The following is an 18147-nucleotide window of genomic DNA, read 5'->3' as shown; positions in this document are numbered from 1 at the left end:
CATCGTCAAGATTAAATTCCGAAACCCCAATTGCGAAAGCAGTTGGGGTTTTGTTTTGCCTGCGAGAAAGTTTTGCTCGTAATGACGAACAAAATTGCACAGTTATTTTCGAAGCAGAACACTAGAATAGCCCCACCTTATTCGGAGCCAGAGCCTGTATGTCAGAGTCGGTTGACGCCCCCGGGCTGTCAGATTTACCGCTGGAAGACTTGGTGGCCTGTCATGAGTGCGACCTGCTGATGCGCAAGCCACAACTTGCCCACGGCGAAAAAGCACTCTGCCCACGCTGCGGTTATGAATTATATGCCCACCGCCATAACGTGGTGCAGCGCAGCCTTGCCTTGGTGATCGCAGCATTGCTGCTGTACATCCCGGCAAATTTTTTACCCATCATGCAACTCAACATCCTCGGACAATCTTCCCAGGATACGGTCTGGAGTGGCGTACTCGGCCTGTTCAACACGGACATGAAGGGTGTGTCGATTGTTGTCTTTCTGTGCAGCATGGCCATACCGCTGGTGAAGTTGTTGTGTCAGTTGTTCGTTTTGCTGACCATTCGTTTTAACGTCGGCCGCAGCTACGGCTTGCTGCTGTATCGCATTTATCACCACCTCAAAGATTGGGGGATGCTTGAGGTCTACCTCATGGGTGTGCTGGTGGCGATCGTCAAGTTGGCGGATATGGCAGCGATCACTGTTGGCCTGGGCCTGGTGTGTTTCATTGGTTTGTTGTTGGTCCAGGTCTGGCTGGAAGTGGTGATGTCACCGCATCAGATCTGGCAGGCGTTATCAGGAGAAGATGCTCATGCGGGCGATTGATGCGGGCATTCTGATTTGCATCGAATGTCACGAATTGAACAGACAGGCCGCGGACACCGATGAGCAAACCTGCACCCGCTGCGGTGCATTGGTCCACGCGCGCCGGCCGAACAGCCTGGCGCGAACCTGGGCCTTGCTGATCACCGCAGCGATTATCTACATCCCCGCCAATGTGCTGCCGATCATGACGGTCAGTTCGCTGGGCCAGGGGGATCCGAGCACGATCATGTCCGGGGTGATTCAACTGGTGCAGCACGGCATGATTCCGATCGCCGCCGTGGTGTTCATCGCCAGTATTCTCGTGCCGACTTTCAAACTGGTCGGTATCGCGCTGTTGTTGTTTTCGGTGCAGCGACGTCAGCCGTTGTCGGCCCGCCAGCGCATCTGGATGTACCGCTTCATTGAGTTCATTGGCCGCTGGTCGATGCTCGATATTTTTGTGATCGCCATTCTCGTGGCGGTCGTCAACTTCGGCCGGCTAGCCAGTGTCGAAGCCAACCTTGGCGCCATCGCCTTCGCCAGTGTGGTGATCCTGACGATGCTCGCCGCAGTAACTTTCGATCCCCGACTGATTTGGGATAACACGGAGTCGGACGACGACCATGACTGATTTGCCTGTAGCGAAAACCCGACCGGCTTCCAACTGGTCTGCCATTTGGGTACTGCCTCTGATTGCGCTGATCATCGGCGGCTGGCTTGGCTGGCGTGCCTGGTCCGAGACCGGTATCGAGATCCAGGTGCGTTTCGAAAGCGGTGAAGGCATCCAGGCCAACAAGACCGAGGTCATGTACAAAGGCATGTCGGTCGGTAAGGTCAAGACCCTCAAACTCGACGATGAAGGCAACTCCAAAGGGGTGATCGCCACTATCGAGATGAACAAGGATGTCGGGCAATACCTCAAGACCAGCACGCGTTTCTGGCTGGTCAAACCGAGCGTGACCCTGGCCGGTATCACCGGGCTTGAAACGCTGGTGTCCGGTAACTACGTGGCGATCAGCCCCGGGGAAGGCGAACCCGTGCGCAAGTTCAAGGCGCTCGCCGAAGAGCCGCCGCTGTCTGACGCCCAGCCAGGCTTGCACCTGACCATTAAGGCAGATCGGCTCGGTTCGCTGAGCCGTGGAAGTCCGGTGTTCTACAAGCAGATCAAAGTGGGTCAGATCAAAAGTTACCTGCTCTCGGAAGACCAGAGCACGGTAGAACTCAAAGTCTTCATCGAGCCGACTTACGCCAAACTGGTGCGCAAACACACGCGCTTCTGGAACGCCAGCGGCATCAGTATCGACGCCAACCTGTCCGGGGTGAAAGTGCGCAGCGAATCGCTGGCGAGCATCGTCGCTGGCGGTATCGCGTTCGCGACCCCGGAGAATCGCAAGGACAGTCCACCGACTGATCCAAGCCTGCCGTTCCGCCTGTATGAGGACTTTGACGCCGCCGCTGCCGGCATTCGCGTCAAGGTCAAACTCAGCGACTTCGAAGGTCTGCAGGCCGGCCGCACGCCGGTGATGTACAAAGGCATTCAGGTCGGCAATCTGAAGGCGCTCAAGGTCGATCCGGACCTGAACAGCGCCACCGCCGAGCTGACCCTCGATCCGCTGGCTGAAGATTATCTGGTCGATGGCACGCAGTTCTGGGTGGTCAAACCGTCGATTTCCCTGGCCGGCATCACTGGCCTGGAAGCGTTGGTGAAGGGTAACTACATCGCAGTGCGCCCCGGTGATAAAGGCGCGGCGCCGAAGCGCGAGTTCGAGGCACGACCCAAGGCGCCGCCGCTGGATCTGCGTTCGCCGGGCCTGCACCTGGTGCTGTTTACCGATGCCCTCGGCTCGATCGAAGTCGGCAGCCCGATTCTGTACAAGCAGGTCAAGGTCGGTTCGGTGCAGAGCTATCAGTTCTCCAGGACCCGTCAGCAAGTGGTCATCGGTGTGCACATCGAGAAGGAATACGAGAATCTGGTCAACGCGTCGACGCGCTTCTGGAACGTCAGCGGCATAACGCTGACAGGCGGCCTGACCGGTGGCATCCAGGTGAAAAGTGAGTCACTGCAAACCCTGATGGCCGGCGGCATCGCTTTTGAAACACCGCAGGCCAAGGCGCCGCTGCAAAAGCGTATCCCGCGCTTCCGTCTGTTCGCCAGCCATGACGATGCCAATCAGAAGGGTGCGGTGGTCACGATCAAGGTCGACCGCGCCGATGGCCTGCGCAGCGGCACGCCGGTCCGCTTCAAGGGGCTGGATGTCGGCAAGATCGAAAGTGTCGATCTGACCGACGATCTGCAGTCGGTGATCCTCACTGCGCGGATCATCGAGGTGCCGGACAAGATCGCCCGCGTGGGCAGTCAGTTCTGGGTGGTCAAGCCGGAATTGGGGCTGATCAAGACTGAAAATCTGGAAACCCTCGTCACCGGTAAATACATCGAGGTACAGCCCGCGGTGAAAAATCTCGGGCCGCAGAAAAACTTTGTCGCCTTGGCGCAAGCGCCGGAAATCACCCGGCAGGAAGCCGGCCTGAGTCTGGTATTGAGCGCTGCCCGTCGCGGCTCGCTGAAACCAGGCGTGCCGGTGACTTACCGTGAAATCACGGTCGGCAAGGTGACCGGATATGAACTGGGGCAGACCGCGGATCGCGTGCTGGTGCACATTCTGATCGAGCCGAAGTACGCGCCGCTGGTGCGCAGCGGCAGTCGGTTCTGGAACACCAGTGGCGTAGGTTTCGATTACGGTTTGTTCAAAGGTGTGACGGTGCGAACCGAGTCGCTGGAGACGCTGATTCAGGGCGGTATCGCTTTCGCCACCCCGGACGGCGAGCGCATGGGCAATGCGGCGCGGGCCGAGCAGACATTCCCGTTGTTCGACAAGTTTGAGGATGAGTGGCTGACTTGGGCGCCGAAGATTCAGCTGGGTAAGTAACCTGTTGTTCATGAGGCGTCTGTGCGGACGCCTTCGCGGGCAAGCCCGCTCCCACAGGTTCTTTGGGTAAACCCCAAATCGGTGTACACCATTAATCCTTGTGGGAGCGGGCTTGCTCGCGAAGAGGCCATCCGAATCAACCAAAATCCGAAAGCCATAAAAAAGGGCCGCGATCCCAACAGATCGCGGCCCTTTTTTGTTTTCAGTTAACGCCGATCAAACCGCATCCAGCTCCGGCTCATCCGCTTGAACATTCAACGTGGCCTTGACCGCATCATGCCGGCGGATGTACTTCCAGTCCGCCTCATCAATGTAGATCCCCGCCGGGCCGCTGCCGCCTTCCAGGTCAATCGCGACACTGGCGCAGACCTGCGGCTTCACGCTCGCCAGAATCGGCACGAAGCCCAGTTGCAGACTGGTTTCCAGCAAGGCCGCCTGGTTTTTCTCGTCGATGTCCGCCGCCTCGTCGAGGTAGTACGGCAGACGCACGCGGCCGGCCAGATCGCGGTCCATCAAGTGCAGCAACAAGTACATGTTGGTCAACGCCTTGATGGTCATGGTCGTACCGTTGGATGCCGCGCCGTCGATGTCGGTGTGGATCACTGGCTGACCATTGACCTTGGTGATCTCGAAGGCCAGTTCGAACAAGTCCTTGAGACCGAGCTGGTTGTGGTTTGCCGCCACCAGCCGCGCCAGGTATTCCTTGGCCTCTTCGTTCTTGTTGTCCTGCTCGGCGCTCTGGCTCAGGTCGAATACCGACAGCGTTTCGCCTTCTTCGTACTGGCCGGCGCTGTGGATGATCTGGTCGATATGCTTGAGCGCTTCCTTGTTCGGCGCAAGGACGATGCGGAAGCTCTGCAGGTTGGAAACCTGACGCTTGTTGATCTCACGGTTGAACAGCGCCAGTTGATGCTCGAGGCTGTCGTAGTCGCTGCGGATGTTGCGCAGGGTCCGGGCGATGTCGGTGACTGCGGCGCGGCGCGCCTTGCCTAGGGTCAGGGCCTCATCGGTGCGGTGCGCGTAAGCGTTGATCAGCAACGACAGACGCCGCTCCATATCGTCTTCGCTGTCGAACTTGGCCACGCCTTTGAGGCGCACTTGCGCATACAGCGCTTCGATCTGGCCGTCGGCACGCAGCAGGCCCTGCCAGCTGTCCTGATAGTCGTTGAGCAGCGGCAGCAGGTTGTCCATCGAATCATCGACCGGATCCATGAACGGCGTGCCGAACGGCAGATCCGCCGGCAGCAGCTGACGACGGCGCAATGCATCGTCGAGAGTGCGTTGCTTGGCTTCCATGTCAGCGATCTGCCGGCCGACCAGTTGCAGCTTGGCCGACAGTTGCTGGACGCGCTCGGTGAAGGCGTCGCTGGAGCGCTTGAGTTCGTCCTGCGCGGCTTCCATCTGCGCCAGTTGTTCGAGCTTGTCGCCTTCTTCGGCGCTCAGGGTCTGGGTGCGACGGAAATCTTCCAGGGCTTTCTGCGCGTCCAGCACTTGTTGATACAGCGCCTCGGTCTGGGTCTTGCTCGCGGCGCGGTCGGCGGCCACGGCTTGCTGGGTTTTCAGTTGCTTGAGTTCTTTTTCCAGACGCTCTTTCTGATCGCGCAGCGCGGCGCGGTCGGCCAGCGCTTGCAGAGCCGGCGGCTCGATGTGCGAGATGTCGATGGACAGACCCGGCACTTCGAAACGCTCGCCTTTGAAGCCATCAAGAATCAGCTCGACGGATTTGACCCACTCGCCGTTCTCATCGAGGGTAATGCCGTGTTCGCCCAGCGGCAGGCTGAACAGTGCGCTGTTGAACAGGCGCATCAGACGCTCGACGTCCTGTTGCGAAAACTCTTCGCGCAGGCGCGCGTAGCTGTTGTTGTCGGCGTGATCGAGTTGCTGCTTCACCGACTTCAGGCGTTTTTCCAGATCGCGCAGGCGCTCTTCGAGATCTTCGGCGCTGAACTGACGCGACTGCGCCAAGGCACCGGCCAGTTCGTCGTGGGCATCTTTCGCGGCGAGTAATTGCTGCTCGAGCACTTTGACGTCATCGACCAGGGCGAAGCGGTTTTTCAATACCGACAGCTCGCCGAGCCAGCGCTGAATACCGGAAATCTCGCGCTCCAGGCGCATCAGTTCCTGTGTGCCGCCGCGCTGATCGTTTTGCAGATCGTCCTGCTCGCGGCGGTAATGTTCGGCCTGAATGGTCAGCTCTTCCTTACGCGCAGTCGCGTAGTCTGACCAGGTGCCGAGCAAGGAATCGAGCAGCGGCGACAGGCGATGCAATTTGCCGCGCAGCACGTCGCGCTGCTTCACGCCGTTGGCCAACGCTTCAACCAACGGGCCGGCAGCCACCAGCGAGTTGTAATCCTGCTCCATGCGCCGCACATCGCGGAAGGCTTCTTCGCACGCGGCGATGTAATCGACGCTGCCGGAACGCAAGCTGTGCTCGAAAGCATCGAGGAACAGTTGCTTGAGCTTGGCCGCGGTGATTTCGCGCATGTGCAGCAAGTTGATGAACAGCGCACGGAAAGTTTTCAGGCTCTGTTCGCTGGTCGAACGCAGCGGGATCAGCGTCAGGTCGAGCGGGATCGAAGTGTGACCGCCGACCAGCAAACGGCGCAGTTCGTCCGGCTTGAGTTCGTAGGCTTTGAGGCCTTCTTTCTCGAGATTGCTGAACAGTTCTTTCTGGCGCAGGCAGGTGTCGTTTTTCTGGTAATGGGCCAGATCGAGCTTGCCGGCATAGGCGAAGAACTGGTGACCGAAACCACCGCCCGGGCCACGGCCGACCACACCGATCACATGCGGGCCGTGGGGCAGGTTGACTTCGACGAGGATGTAACTGGTGTCGGAAGCAAAGTAGAAACGCCGCGATTGTTCGAGGCTGTACTTGCCGAAACTCATGTCTGACATGCGCGCCAGAATCGGAAACTGCAAAGCGTTGATCGACGCCGATTTACCGAGGTTGTTCGCGCCGTAGACCGACAGCGGTTCTTCCAGCGGGAACAGGCCGAGGCTGTAACCGGCGGTATTCAAAAGGGCAAAGCGGCGGATGCCGTAGCGTTCCTGGCTCATGCGTCGGACTCCTGTTCTTCGGCAATGGCGCGGGCCAGTGCGTCTTCGTCGCTTTCTTCTTCAAATTCGCTCAGGTCGAGCGGATCGTCGGTTTCGAGGAATTTCGCTTCGGCTTCTTCGTCGATCAGCACCGGCGCCGGCAGCGGCAGGACGCTGTGTACGCTGGCGGCCAGATCGCGGTCCTGCTGCACCGACAGGCACACGTCGAGGAAGCGGTGCATCGGCGGCAGGAAGCGGTACACGCCGTTCTCTTCGCCGGCGAAACCGAGCTGGGTCATGCGGCGCATGATCTTTTCTTCGAGTTCTTCGACGGTCTGCACTTCGGCCTGAATGAACAGGTCGCGGTACTTGTCCAGCAGCGACGGGAGTTCTTCGCGGCCGAGGCTGCCGCCATCAAGCACGGCGATCGGGTCGCGGCCCTGGTCGGCCAGATGCTCGACGAGGATGAAGGTGAACAGCGCCAGACGTTGGGCGGTCTTGTTCACCGCGGCGGCGGCCATGTCTGGCACGAAGTAATAGAAACCACGGGTGTCGCAGACCAGTTCAAAGCCCAACGCCTTGAACAGCGTGCGGTACTGGTCCTGGAAATTTGACAGTTGTGCGTACAGCTCGGGATCACGGCGGCTGACGTGGTAACCCTTGAACAACTCGCGGAAGATCGGCGCCAGTTGCGACAGTTCGGAAAGATCAAGATGCATGGGGGATGCTCGCAGAATCCTCGGCGGCAGTGTCGCTGGCCGAGAGCAGGGCGAAGGAGCGCAGGCTGACCTGATGCTCGTGAGTGTGGTATTCGCGGCGTTCCAGACGCTCGCGCTTGAAGCGTTTTTCCCGCGACAGGCGCGAGAACCAGTAAAGCAATTCGTCGGTGGCCCCGTCAGGTTCCTGCTCCAGCAGCCAGGTCATCAGATCCGGCATCGGCAGGGATTCTTCACAACGGTCGACCATCTCGCGCACGGTGCGTGGCGCGCGTGGAGCATCGCCAGTCTTTTGTGTCTTGTGCGCCTTGGGGAAACGCGCCGGTTTCGGCTCGAAACGCGCCAAGGCGTAAACGTAAGCTTCGACCTGACTGGCGCTGCCGAGGAAAGTGCTTTGCGGGCGGGTGAACAGGGGCATCGCCGCCTGCGGTACGGCGTCGATGCCTTTACGGCGAATCGCTGCCAGCGCCAGTGCGGCGCCACGGGTCACGGCGTTGTGCCGGCGCGCTTCTTCACGCAGCGGCAGCAGCAGTTCGCGGGCATGGCGTAGGGTCAGTTGCGCGCTGGTCTGCATTTCGAGGATGCGCGCGTGGGTGCGCAGGAGCATGTCGTCATCGACCAGATGGCCGAGGCGCTGCTGTTCGCTGAGCATTTTCAGCAATACCGTTTCGACCTTGCGTACGCCTTGTTCGAAGGCGCCGTCGGCGTTGACCAGATCGATCATCGGTTCGACGTATTCGTCCCACGTCGCCAGCACTTCGGCATAACGCTGACGCAGCGGAATCTGCCGGTCGCTGGTCTTGGCCCGTTCGGCGACCGCCACCAGCGCCTGTTCGTCGTTGTCGAGTTTCTTCAGGACGTCGCGCACGCGCATGTCGAGCAGACGCAACTGGCGGGCGAGGTCGTTGCCGTCGCGAACGTCGAACGCGTCCTGGATATAACCGGCCAGACGTTCGAGGTGACGCAGGTAGGCTTCGATCTCCAGGCACAGTCCCAAACGGTGTTCGCGGCGCAGATAGGCAAGGAAGTCATGAATTTGCGCGTTCAGCTCGAAGCGGTTCGGGCTTTTCGCCACCGGAACCAGAATATCGAGGCGGATCCACACGTCGAGCAGGCTGGTGATGTCCTGCGGCGTGCTGTCGAGTTGTTGGGCGGCCAGTTGCGTGCGCAGTTCGTTGAGGCTCAGGGTGCCTTGGTCGAAGTGCTCGCACAGTGGCTCCAGAAGTGCCCAGTGTTCAGCGAGGGCGCGCAAGACGCGCTTGGGTTCGATCATCGGAATGGCCGGCTGGTTGGCGATTAAAAGCGGCGATTGTACTGCATCGCAGGCGTGTCGATTCACTCTCGGGACGGGCTGTCGCATTCTTTGCTTAAAGCGCGTCGACAAAGAGTGTCGATCAACAACGGGCGATCTTGAACGAAGGGCGGTAGAATCAGCACACTTTCCGTTATCCACAAGTGGCCGACCCTTGCTTATCGAGTCCCGCCGCCGCGCCTATTTGAACGCCATGCAGGTGGTCAACTGGCTGCCGCGCACCGAACTGCCTTTCGCCGCACCGTCGCGGCCCGAGCTGCTGCAGATGCCCGAGCCTGAGGTCGAGGTTGCGGTTGTGCCGGCGCCTCAGGCCGAAGCGCCGGTAGCCCCTGCCGCGCGTACGCCCGAGCGGCCGAAAATCGAAGTGCCGCGTCCGTCGTTGGCCAGTACCCGAAACGGCGCCAAACCGGTGGAGGTGGTCGACGACACGCCTGTGGTTGTCAAGCCAGCGCCGGTGCCGCCGCCGCGTTTTGCCCTGCAACTGCTGCGCGCCGGACGCTGTCTGCTGCTGGTCGAGTTACCCACAGGCGAAGCGTTCCAGAGCCGCGATCCGGCGTATCTGCTGCTCAAGGACATGTTGCGCGCCGCCGGTCTGCCGGATGCGCCGCAGATTGTCGGCGAGCCGGTGCGCTGGCCATGGCTTAACCGCGGCACGCTGGATCAAGGCCCGGAAGCGGCGCGTGACTTCGTTCAGGGCTTCCTGTCCGTGCAAATGGAAGCGGCGCCATGCGCCTGCCTCTGGCTGATCGGTCTGCCGGCGGTGCGGTTTGCCGGTGAAGCGGACGCCGAAGCATTCAATCGTGAATTGCAGATCGAAGGTCTCGGTTCGGCCTGGGCCATTCCCGGTCTGGAATTGTTAATGGAAGAGCCCCAGCGCAAGGCCGCTGTGTGGCAAGCCATGCGTCGGCTGATGGCGCGCTGGAAAGAATCGAATGAGTGACGCGGTAACCTTCCGTCCGATGACCGAGGCGGATCTCGAGGCAGTGCTGAAAATCGAATACGCCGCGTACAGTCATCCGTGGACTCGGGGGATTTTTCTTGATGGACTGGGCAAATACCAGATCTGGCTGATGTTCGAAGGGCAGCAGCAGGTTGGGCACGGTGTGGTGCAGATCATTCTCGATGAGGCACACCTGCTCAATATCACCGTGAAGCCGGAAAATCAGGGGCGCGGCCTGGGGCTGGCGTTGCTCGAGCATTTGATGTCGCGTGCGTATGCGGCCGAGGCCCGGGAGTGTTTTCTTGAGGTGCGTGACAGCAATACGGCGGCATTCAAGTTGTACGAACGGTATGGCTTCAACGAGATTGGCCGGCGTCGGGATTATTATCCGGCGGTGGGTGGGCGCGAGGATGCAGTGGTCATGGCCTGCACCCTTGTGGATTAGCCCTTAAAGGCATCGCGAGCAGGCTCACTCCTACAATTTGGAATGCGTTCCCCTGTAGGAGTGAGCCTGCTCGCGATAGCGATTTATCAGGCGCCGCCGATCAGCGCTTGCCATCCAGCGGATCAAGATCCGCCATCTCAGCTTCATCCAGCCCGTCACCCCCGCCGATGTCATTCTCATCGACCACACTCAAGTCCCAATCCGCCTGCTCACCCTCGCCGATTTCCTCGGCATCCCGGGCGCCATCGTCGCGAATCAGGGTTTCCGGGCTCATATCATCGTCGGTGGGCTGACGATCATCCATCGACGCGCCCGTCATGCCCGCCTCGCGCACGCGCTCACGGGGCATCAGTTGGTCGCGTTCACGCTCGGGCAGCTCATCACCAATCTTCGCGGTCTCCTCGTCGTCAAAATCCAGCTCACGCACCGAACCCATGCGGTCTTCGTTATCATCGATGGGCTCCGGTTGCACCGCATCATAAGGGCGTCGTGAATCAGTCATGGCAATTCCTCGTACTGTGGGCCTTACTGAGGTGGACTCACCGGGCGCGCAAGAATTCCAACGGAAACACTTTGCGATGATGGCGTGACCCCGACGGGCGGTTGTCTGTCATACCAGCGCATCTTTCTTGAGGCCTTACACATGCACGATTTACAAGACCTGATTGATAACAACGAGCGTTGGGCTGACGCGATCACCAAGGAAGACCCGGATTTCTTCGCCAAACTGGCGCGCCAGCAGACCCCGGAATACCTGTGGATCGGTTGCTCCGACGCACGCGTGCCAGCCAACGAAATCGTCGGCATGCTGCCGGGGGATCTGTTCGTTCACCGTAACGTTGCCAACGTGGTGCTGCACACCGACCTCAACTGCCTGTCGGTGATCCAGTACGCGGTTGACGTGCTCAAGGTCAAACACATCCTTGTCACCGGTCACTACGGCTGCGGCGGCGTGCGCGCATCGATGCAGGATCGCCAGTTCGGCCTGATCGACGGCTGGCTGCGTTCGATCCGCGATCTGTATTACGAGAAGCGCGAAGAGCTGGCCAAGTTGCCGACCGAAGAAGAGCAGGTTGATCGTCTGTGCGAACTCAACGTGATCCAGCAAGTGGCGAATGTCGCGCACACCAGCATCATCCAGAACGCCTGGCATCGCGGGCAGAGCCTGTCGATCCACGGCTGCATCTATGGCATCAAGGACGGCCGCTGGAAAAGCCTGAATACGACCATCAGCGGTTTCGAGCAGTTGCCGCCGCAGTATCGCCTGCGTCCGGTCGGCGCGCCTTGATCGCACCGTTCAATGTGATCATCGGCAGCGCCAGCGTTGCAGAAAATGCAGGCCCTCGATCGTGGGTGGTTCGTCGTAACCGGTGATCCACCCGCGGCAACGTGGCGAACCGCACTGGCAAGCGAACTGGCGCAGCAGTTTGTCTTCGGTGGTGGCGTAATCCATGGTCAAGCGTTCGCCGCTGTGGATATCTTTCAGCGCCCATAGCCATAACTCGCTCACGTCGAGAAAGACGTTGGGATCGCAGGCGTGCTGGAGCAATCCGCAGAAGCGCGGATCGTAGACATGAATGCCGGCCAGCAATTGCCGCGTGTGTCGGCAGCGGTAGGGCAATAATTGACCGGAAACCCTGCACATTCGCCGCGCTTGCAGGAATTCACGGCGCGTTGCCACCGCTATCCCGTGGCCGCCGTCGTCGTGGACGATTTCAAAATCGCTGCTGGAAGGAAAACCGAGACGCACGGGCAGGCCGGCGAACGGATAGATACCTTTGGTATCCGGTGGTGCGGTTGAAGCCATGGCGTGGGTATTCATCACGATCCTTGTCGCAATGCCATTGCGACTTCCTCGGTTGACGTCCTGTCAACTTGCGTATCACTTGGATCCAATCTTGTCGCATTAGGTATAGCCGGTCTACTGTCAGATCTGACAGGCGATTTAGGCGTATTCCCGCGTCAGCCTTTGCCGACACGGGAACCACACTGAAGCGGTTACAGGTGCGGCGCTGCAACGGCCGGTGTTGGCAGAGGCGCTCTGAGTTGCTGGAGTTGCGCTTTGACCGGCGTGCTCGCGCACTGGGTGGCGGCCTGCTCCGGGGTCAGATTGCGGATCGAGGTGTAGAACAATTCGCAGGTTTTGACCTTCTGAGTGACTTGCCAGGTCTGCGTGCAGCTATTGAGCAGAGCGGAAGGGTTGCTGCCCGGTTTGCTGCCCATTCCCGCCTGCCAGCAAGCCGCACTCAAATCCTGTCCCATGACGCGCAGGCCCGCCGCGTCAGCCTTGGCCTGGGCGTCGTCGCCGGTGTAGCTCTTCGGGTCGGCGGCGTACCAGATATAGCTCGGGTGGTTGGAACCCAGCACCGGCACGTTCACCCCTTCGCTCGGGCTGATGGTCGCCAGCCCCAGTACAGCCACCGTCGGCCCGTATTGCTGCTTGATCCAGTTACGCACCGGTGCGCCGAACGCAACCATCGGCAGCGTTGTGCCGCTGGCGGTCTGGCTGAACTGCTTGACCAGCGTGGTCTGGTAATCCTTGAAGTAAGCATAAACGCCTTCCAGATCACTGCCGGCGTTGGACGGCGCGGCAATCGGGGCGATGTCGATGATGGTCTGGAACGCCGGCGTCTGATCCGCCGGGATGCCGTTGTCGGTGAGCAGCGTTGCCCAGCGATCGGTGGTGTTGGAGCGCAGGTAGTCCTGCGCCTGGGTCAGGGAGTAATCCGGCGGGAAGTGCAGCAACTCGATGCTTTTGCGGTTTTCCAGGGCCATGCCCAGCGGCAGGAACAGGTACCAGCTGTAAGCCCACTTGCCATCGGCGTTGAGCTTGCTTGCACCGCTATAGGCCAGGTCGCCGGCATCGAGCAGCGCGGACAGCGGCTTGTCGTAGCCCGCAGGCACGCCGGTGATTTCGGCGTAGAGCTGATCGTTATCGGTTTTCACCCGCACTTTTGCATCGGGATAACCGTCGCGCTGTACGCTCTGGCTCAGGTAATGGGCGACGGTCTGCTCCAGCGTCCAGTTGCGGAAGCAGATCACACTGCAGTTGTTGGGGTAGGCGAAGAGGCGGGTGACGCGCTCGGTACTGCCCAGCTTCAGGTCGACATCGGCGTGGGCGGCGACGCTCAACGTGAGTGCGGTGAGGGCCAGTGCGGCGGGGGTAAGTCCTGCGAGTTTGAACATGCTCAGATCCTTTTCAGCGTGGGTTCCCCGCGAACGTGGGGGCGCTTCATAGTGGATCAGCTATGTTTGACAGGAAAGCGGTTGGTTGTGGATTCCAACGATTTGATGCCAGACCTGTGCAAGCGAGCGCTCTCTTCCACAGGTCTGAACGCATTCGTGTTACGGCATCACCGGCGGCGTATACGCCAATGTCGTCCCCAGTGCCCACAGCAACAGCAGCACCAGCGGCGTGTGCACCAGCAATTGCACGAACGAGAAGCCGATCAGGTCCCGCGCTTTCAAACCGAGCACGCCGAGCAGCGGCAGCATGTAGAACGGGTTGATCAAGTTCGGCAATGCTTCGGCGGCGTTGTAGATCTGCACCGCCCAGCCGAGGTGGTATTGCAGGTCGTTGGCGACTTGCATCACGTACGGCGCTTCGATGATCCACTTGCCGCCGCCCGACGGAATGAAAAAGCCGAGAATCGCCGAGTACACGCCCATCAGCAACGCGTAGGTGTCGTGGGAGGCGATGCTGACGAAAAACGTTGAAATGTGATGGGCCAGGGTCTGTGCGTCTGCGCCTTTGACCGTGGTCATCAGCGCGGCAATCGAGCCATACAGCGGAAACTGGATCAGCACGCCGGTGGTGGTCGGTACCGCGCGGGCCACGGCATCGAGAAAGCTGCGCGGGCGCCAGTGCAGCAGTGCGCCAAGCATGATGAACAGGAAGTTGTAGGTGTTCAGGCCGGAAATCGCCGTAATCGCCGGTTTCGTCGAGAACTCATGAAACAGCCATCCGGCCGCCAGCAGCACCAGCACAATGATCAACAACGGGCTGTGTTCCAGCCATTCGCCCGGGCGGGTGCGCGGTTGCAGCGGCGGCAGATTGATGGCCGGGTCGATGCCGCAGGCCTTGGCGTCACGTGCCGAGTTCGGCCCGGGGGCAGTGGCATAGGCGATGATGATCGAGATAACGATCAGCGCCAGCAGCATGACGCCGGACTGCCAGAGGAAAATGGTTTCGGTGAACGGAATCACCCCGGTGATCGATAGAATCGACGGCGGCAGGCTGCCAGGGTTGGCCTGCAACTGCGCGGCCGATGACGACAAGCCCAGCGCCCACACAGCGCCGAGGCCCAGATAGGCGGCGGCACCGGCGGCGCGATAATCCATTTTCAGATCGGTGCGGCGGGCGAGGGCGCGTACCAGCAGCCCGCCGAACACCAGCGACAGGCCCCAGTTGAGCAGAGACGCGACCATCGAGATCAGCGCTACCCAGGCTACGGCGGAGCGACCGTTCTTCGGGATGCGCGCCAGCTTGTCGATCAGTTTGACCGCGGGCGGTGAGCTGGCGACAACGTAGCCGCCGATCACCACGAACGCCATCTGCATGGTGAAGGGGATCAGGCTCCAGAAGCCGTCACCGAAGGCCATGGCTGCAGCGGTGGGTTTAGCGCCCATGGCCAGCGTGGCCAAGGCAACGATGATCACGGCCAACGCGGCGAACACCCAGGAGTCGGGAAACCAGCGTTCGGCAAAACTTGAACAGCGCAGGGCAAAGCGCGCGGAGCGGCTATCTTCGATATCAACGGCCACGGGATGTACCTCGGATTTTTATGGTTATTTTGGCCTGGCGGGCCACAATTTCAGCAATGTCACCGCCCCTTGTGGGAGCGAGCTTGCTCGCGAAGGCGTCAGGTCAGTCAACAGTGATGCTGAATGTACCGGCCTCTTCGCGAGCAAGCTCGCTCCCACAGGGATTCATGGTGGTTGGTAAATTGTGACCCGGTAGACAGGCACTAACAGTAAATCAAGCGCTGCCCATTTGTTGAGCAGGTTTTCGCAAACCGAGACTATGGTCTGACGGGTTGTCGATCAGTGCTTTTGCGTAGACCATGGGCGCCTTGGTTTTTGCCGATGCCTGAGTTTTTTGTCATGACTGCCAACTCCCCAGCCCGACCGGCACCATTCAGCCGTTCCGACTACAAGACCCTCGGCCTTGCGGCGCTCGGCGGGGCGCTGGAAATCTACGATTTCATCATTTTCGTGTTCTTCGCGCTGACCCTGAGTCAACTGTTCTTCCCGCCGGAAATGCCCGAGTGGCTGCGTCTGCTGCAAAGTTTCGGCATCTTCGTCACCGGTTACCTGGCGCGGCCATTAGGCGGGATTCTGATGGCACATTTTGCCGATCGCCTGGGCCGCAAAAAGGTTTTCAGCCTGAGCATCCTGATGATGGCGCTGCCATGCCTGCTGATCGGCATCATGCCGACCTACGCCCACATCGGCTATTTCGCACCGCTGCTGTTGCTGGCGCTGCGCATCCTCCAGGGCGCGGCGGTGGGCGGCGAAGTACCAAGCGCCTGGGTGTTCGTTGCCGAGCATGCGCCGACCGGCCATCGCGGTTATGCCTTGGGTTTTCTCCAGGCCGGCCTGACCTTCGGTTACTTGATTGGCGCACTGACTGCGACCTTTCTCGCGCAAGTTTTCACGCCCGAAGAAATCCTCGACTACGCCTGGCGTTACCCCTTTCTGCTCGGCGGCGTGTTCGGTGTGATCGGCGTTTATCTGCGTCGCTGGCTCAGCGAAACCCCGGTGTTCATGGCCATGGAGGCGCAGCGCGAGGCGCGGATCGAGCTGCCGCTGCGCACGGTGCTGCGTGAACACCGTCTGGCCATGCTGCCGGCGATGCTGCTGACCTGTGTGCTGACTTCGGCGGTGGTGGTGTTTGTCGTGATCACGCCGACAATGATGCAGAAAACCTTCGGCATGACTGCCAGCCATACCTTCGGCCTCAGCGCTTTGGGCATCGTCTTCCTCAATATCGGCTGCGTGATCGCCGGGCTGTTGGTCGATCGCATTGGCGCGTGGCGCACGGTCATGCTGTACAGCCTGTTGCTGCCGCTGGGCATTGGCGTGTTGTATGGCTGCCTGATCACGGGTGGCCACTGGGTCGGCATTGCTTACGCGGTGGCGGGCCTCGCCTGCGGCGTCGTCGGCGCGGTCCCGTCGGTGATGGTGGGATTGTTCCCGGCGCGTATTCGCGTGTCGGGCATTTCCTTCACCTACAACATTGCCTACGCCGCGTGGGCAAGTATCACACCGCTATTGCTGATTGGTCTGATGCCGTGGAGCCCATGGATTTGCGTGATGTTCTGTGCGGGGATGGGCGCGGTGGGGATGCTGACGGCGGCGTATTTCGGTGCGCGCATGCCGCGCACGGGACCGTGTCAGGCGGCCGGCGCCGTCTGAGCCGAAAGCGCCGAGCTATTTTCGACTGACGGGTCGCAAAATCGCTTCAGAAAAGCCTTCCAAGGCCGATGGCTAGGTAGTACGCCGCTTCCAAACCTGCCATCGGTGCTTTCCCTATGTTCAATAAACGCTTGAAGCAAGAGCTGGCCGCTCTCCGTGAAGAACTCTCCAGCCTTGTACAAGTGAAGGAAAGCCTGGAAAGCGAAATGCTCGCGCTGACTCTCGAACCCGACGGGCGGATTCGCTCGGTCAATCAGAACTTCCTCAGCGAGATGTTCTACAAAAGCCAGGACCTGATCGGCCGGGCGATTGAAGACATCGTGCCGGCCCACGTCAAAACCGACGAATTCCATCAGCGCTTCAGGAACGCCATGACCCGCGGCGAGCATTTCGCCGGCGCCGTGCGCCTGTTGCGCGGCAATGGCGGTGAGGCGTGGCTGCGCTCGATCGTGCAACCGGTTCGCGCCTCTGATGGGCGGATCAGACACATATCGTTCTACGCCAGTGACCTGACCCGCACCATCGAAGCCTCCCGCGAGCATGAAAACCTGATCGGTGCACTGGTACGTTCTACCGCCGTGATCGAGTTCGACCTCAACGGTAATGTGCTCAGCGCCAATGACCGCTTCCTCAACGGCATGGGTTACAGCCTGGCGCAGATCAAAGGCAAACATCACCGCACGTTCTGCGCCCCGGAAGAGTACAACAGCGCCGAGTACCAGAATTTCTGGCGGCGTTTGAACAGCGGTGAGTTCGTCGCAGGCCGCTTCAAGCGTATCGACAGCCATGGTCGTACGGTGTGGCTGGAGGCGTCTTACAACCCGGTGGTCGATGCCAACGACAAACTGTACAAAGTGGTGAAGTTCGCCACGGTGATCACCGATCAGGTCAACCGCGAGCAGGCGGTTGCCGACGCGGCCAGCATTGCTTACAGCACCTCGCAACAAACTGACAGTACCGCGCAGCGCGGCACCACGGTAGTCACCGAAGCGGTGAACGTGATGCGTGATTTGTCACGCCACATGCAAGCCGCCGGTGAGGGCATCGAAGCACTGAACGAACAATCGCTGGTGATCGGCACCATCGTCAAAACCATCAGCGGCATTGCCGAACAGACCAACCTGCTGGCGCTCAACGCCGCGATCGAAGCCGCCCGTGCCGGCGAACAGGGCCGTGGTTTTGCCGTGGTCGCGGACGAGGTGCGGCAACTGGCCTCGCGCACCAGCCAGGCGACCGATGAAATCATCGGCGTGGTGCGGCAGAACCAGGAAATGGCGCGTAACGCCGTGGCGCTGATGACCGACGGCAAGCTTCAGGCCGAGCAAGGGCTGGCGCTGGCGGCAGAGGCGGGGACCGTGATTGTCGAGATTCAGGACGGTGCGCAGAAGGTGGTGGATGCGGTGGGGCAGTTTGCCAATCAGCTCTCTCACTGACACCGCCTAGATAGATCGTTCCCACGCTCTGCGTGGGAATGCATCCTGTGACGCTCTGCGTCACGCCGACGAAGGAACGCGGAGCGTCCCGGGCGGCATTCCCACGCAGAGCGTGGGAACGATC

15 protein-coding genes are annotated in these 18147 nt (G+C 60.4%); 8 read left to right on the top strand and 7 right to left on the bottom strand.

Annotated elements, in window-relative coordinates:
* Window positions 1-158 precede the first annotated feature (158 nt).
* Genes HU743_RS26545 through HU743_RS26535 form a run of 3 tightly spaced genes read left to right on the top strand, consistent with a single transcriptional unit; the run spans window position 159 to window position 3724 of the window.
* Complete coding sequence (locus HU743_RS26545; protein WP_186551138.1) at window positions 159-818, top strand: paraquat-inducible protein A; 660 nt, start codon at window positions 159-161, stop codon at window positions 816-818.
* Window positions 805-1428, top strand: coding sequence for a paraquat-inducible protein A (locus tag HU743_RS26540; RefSeq protein ID WP_186551139.1), 624 nt, complete (start codon window positions 805-807; stop codon window positions 1426-1428). Before HU743_RS26545 ends, HU743_RS26540 begins: the two co-directional genes overlap by 14 nt.
* Window positions 1421-3724, top strand: coding sequence for an MlaD family protein (locus HU743_RS26535; protein WP_186652288.1), 2304 nt, complete (start codon window positions 1421-1423; stop codon window positions 3722-3724). The genes HU743_RS26540 and HU743_RS26535 overlap by 8 nt, the downstream gene beginning before the upstream one ends.
* 216 nt (window positions 3725-3940) lie before the next feature.
* Here HU743_RS26535 and mksF read toward each other — a convergent pair whose 3' ends face one another.
* From mksF to mksB, 3 genes are read right to left on the bottom strand one after another with little or no spacing between them, the layout of a single operon-like run.
* Window positions 3941-6781, bottom strand: coding sequence for an Mks condensin complex protein MksF (mksF, locus tag HU743_RS26530; RefSeq protein WP_186551141.1), 2841 nt, complete (start codon window positions 6779-6781; stop codon window positions 3941-3943).
* A complete protein-coding gene (gene mksE / locus HU743_RS26525; RefSeq protein WP_186652286.1) occupies window positions 6778-7479 on the bottom strand; it encodes an Mks condensin complex protein MksE in 702 nt (233 codons plus the stop codon). The genes mksF and mksE overlap by 4 nt, the downstream gene beginning before the upstream one ends.
* Window positions 7469-8749, bottom strand: coding sequence for an Mks condensin complex protein MksB (gene mksB / locus HU743_RS26520; RefSeq protein WP_161806067.1), 1281 nt, complete (start codon window positions 8747-8749; stop codon window positions 7469-7471). The genes mksE and mksB overlap by 11 nt, the downstream gene beginning before the upstream one ends.
* Before the next feature lie 232 nt (window positions 8750-8981).
* Between mksB and HU743_RS26515 the strand changes: the two genes are divergently transcribed.
* Window positions 8982-9728, top strand: coding sequence for an energy transducer TonB (locus HU743_RS26515; RefSeq protein ID WP_186652290.1), 747 nt, complete (start codon window positions 8982-8984; stop codon window positions 9726-9728).
* Window positions 9721-10173, top strand: coding sequence for a ribosomal protein S18-alanine N-acetyltransferase (rimI, locus tag HU743_RS26510; protein ID WP_186636799.1), 453 nt, complete (start codon window positions 9721-9723; stop codon window positions 10171-10173). Before HU743_RS26515 ends, rimI begins: the two co-directional genes overlap by 8 nt.
* Window positions 10174-10273: 100 nt before the next feature.
* On the opposite strand, the gene HU743_RS26505 is transcribed toward rimI, so the two are convergent.
* Window positions 10274-10675 carry a serine kinase/phosphatase gene (locus HU743_RS26505; RefSeq protein WP_186622822.1) on the bottom strand — a complete coding sequence of 134 codons (402 nt, stop codon included), beginning with the start codon at window positions 10673-10675 and terminating at the stop codon, window positions 10274-10276.
* Window positions 10676-10816: 141 nt separating this feature from the next.
* On the opposite strand from HU743_RS26505, the gene can reads away from it, so the two are divergent.
* Window positions 10817-11461 carry a carbonate dehydratase gene (gene can, locus HU743_RS26500; protein ID WP_007951756.1) on the top strand — a complete coding sequence of 215 codons (645 nt, stop codon included), beginning with the start codon at window positions 10817-10819 and terminating at the stop codon, window positions 11459-11461.
* Window positions 11462-11479: 18 nt separating this feature from the next.
* On the opposite strand, the gene HU743_RS26495 is transcribed toward can, so the two are convergent.
* The 3 genes from HU743_RS26495 to HU743_RS26485 form a co-directional block, all read right to left on the bottom strand.
* Window positions 11480-11995 carry an SET domain-containing protein-lysine N-methyltransferase gene (locus HU743_RS26495; RefSeq protein ID WP_186652284.1) on the bottom strand — a complete coding sequence of 172 codons (516 nt, stop codon included), beginning with the start codon at window positions 11993-11995 and terminating at the stop codon, window positions 11480-11482.
* Window positions 11996-12171: 176 nt separating this feature from the next.
* Entirely contained in the window at window positions 12172-13359 is a 1188-nt protein-coding gene (locus HU743_RS26490) for a hypothetical protein (RefSeq protein WP_186652282.1), read from the bottom strand.
* Window positions 13360-13518: 159 nt separating this feature from the next.
* Window positions 13519-14937: a TIGR00366 family protein gene (locus tag HU743_RS26485; RefSeq protein WP_186652280.1), complete on the bottom strand. Its 1419-nt coding sequence runs from the start codon at window positions 14935-14937 to the stop codon at window positions 13519-13521.
* 339 nt (window positions 14938-15276) lie between these two features.
* On the opposite strand from HU743_RS26485, the gene HU743_RS26480 reads away from it, so the two are divergent.
* Together HU743_RS26480 and HU743_RS26475 are read left to right on the top strand one after the other, a co-directional pair.
* Entirely contained in the window at window positions 15277-16590 is a 1314-nt protein-coding gene (locus HU743_RS26480; RefSeq protein WP_186652278.1) for an MFS transporter, read from the top strand.
* A 116-nt stretch (window positions 16591-16706) separates the two neighbouring features.
* Window positions 16707-18023: a PAS domain-containing methyl-accepting chemotaxis protein gene (locus HU743_RS26475; RefSeq protein ID WP_186652276.1), complete on the top strand. Its 1317-nt coding sequence runs from the start codon at window positions 16707-16709 to the stop codon at window positions 18021-18023.
* The last annotated feature ends 124 nt before the right edge of the window (window positions 18024-18147 follow it).

This window comes from Pseudomonas sp. SWRI99 (genome assembly GCF_014270125.1).
Classification (GTDB): Bacteria; Pseudomonadota; Gammaproteobacteria; order Pseudomonadales; family Pseudomonadaceae; genus Aquipseudomonas; species Aquipseudomonas hamedanensis.
The sequence above is the reverse complement of the archived record's forward strand: the minus strand, read 5'-3'. Positions and strand labels throughout refer to the sequence as shown.

Coding starts and splice junctions, on each gene's coding strand:
- HU743_RS26505 (WP_186622822.1), bottom strand. CDS start 10,675: ATGACTGATTCACGACGCCCTTATGATGCGGTGCAACCGGAGCCCATC.
- HU743_RS26540 (WP_186551139.1), top strand. CDS start 805: ATGCGGGCGATTGATGCGGGCATTCTGATTTGCATCGAATGTCACGAA.
- can (WP_007951756.1), top strand. CDS start 10,817: ATGCACGATTTACAAGACCTGATTGATAACAACGAGCGTTGGGCTGAC.
- HU743_RS26480 (WP_186652278.1), top strand. CDS start 15,277: ATGACTGCCAACTCCCCAGCCCGACCGGCACCATTCAGCCGTTCCGAC.
- mksE (WP_186652286.1), bottom strand. CDS start 7,479: ATGCATCTTGATCTTTCCGAACTGTCGCAACTGGCGCCGATCTTCCGC.
- HU743_RS26545 (WP_186551138.1), top strand. CDS start 159: ATGTCAGAGTCGGTTGACGCCCCCGGGCTGTCAGATTTACCGCTGGAA.
- mksB (WP_161806067.1), bottom strand. CDS start 8,749: ATGATCGAACCCAAGCGCGTCTTGCGCGCCCTCGCTGAACACTGGGCA.
- mksF (WP_186551141.1), bottom strand. CDS start 6,781: ATGAGCCAGGAACGCTACGGCATCCGCCGCTTTGCCCTTTTGAATACC.
- HU743_RS26475 (WP_186652276.1), top strand. CDS start 16,707: ATGTTCAATAAACGCTTGAAGCAAGAGCTGGCCGCTCTCCGTGAAGAA.
- rimI (WP_186636799.1), top strand. CDS start 9,721: ATGAGTGACGCGGTAACCTTCCGTCCGATGACCGAGGCGGATCTCGAG.
- HU743_RS26490 (WP_186652282.1), bottom strand. CDS start 13,359: ATGTTCAAACTCGCAGGACTTACCCCCGCCGCACTGGCCCTCACCGCA.
- HU743_RS26515 (WP_186652290.1), top strand. CDS start 8,982: ATGCAGGTGGTCAACTGGCTGCCGCGCACCGAACTGCCTTTCGCCGCA.
- HU743_RS26535 (WP_186652288.1), top strand. CDS start 1,421: ATGACTGATTTGCCTGTAGCGAAAACCCGACCGGCTTCCAACTGGTCT.
- HU743_RS26495 (WP_186652284.1), bottom strand. CDS start 11,995: ATGAATACCCACGCCATGGCTTCAACCGCACCACCGGATACCAAAGGT.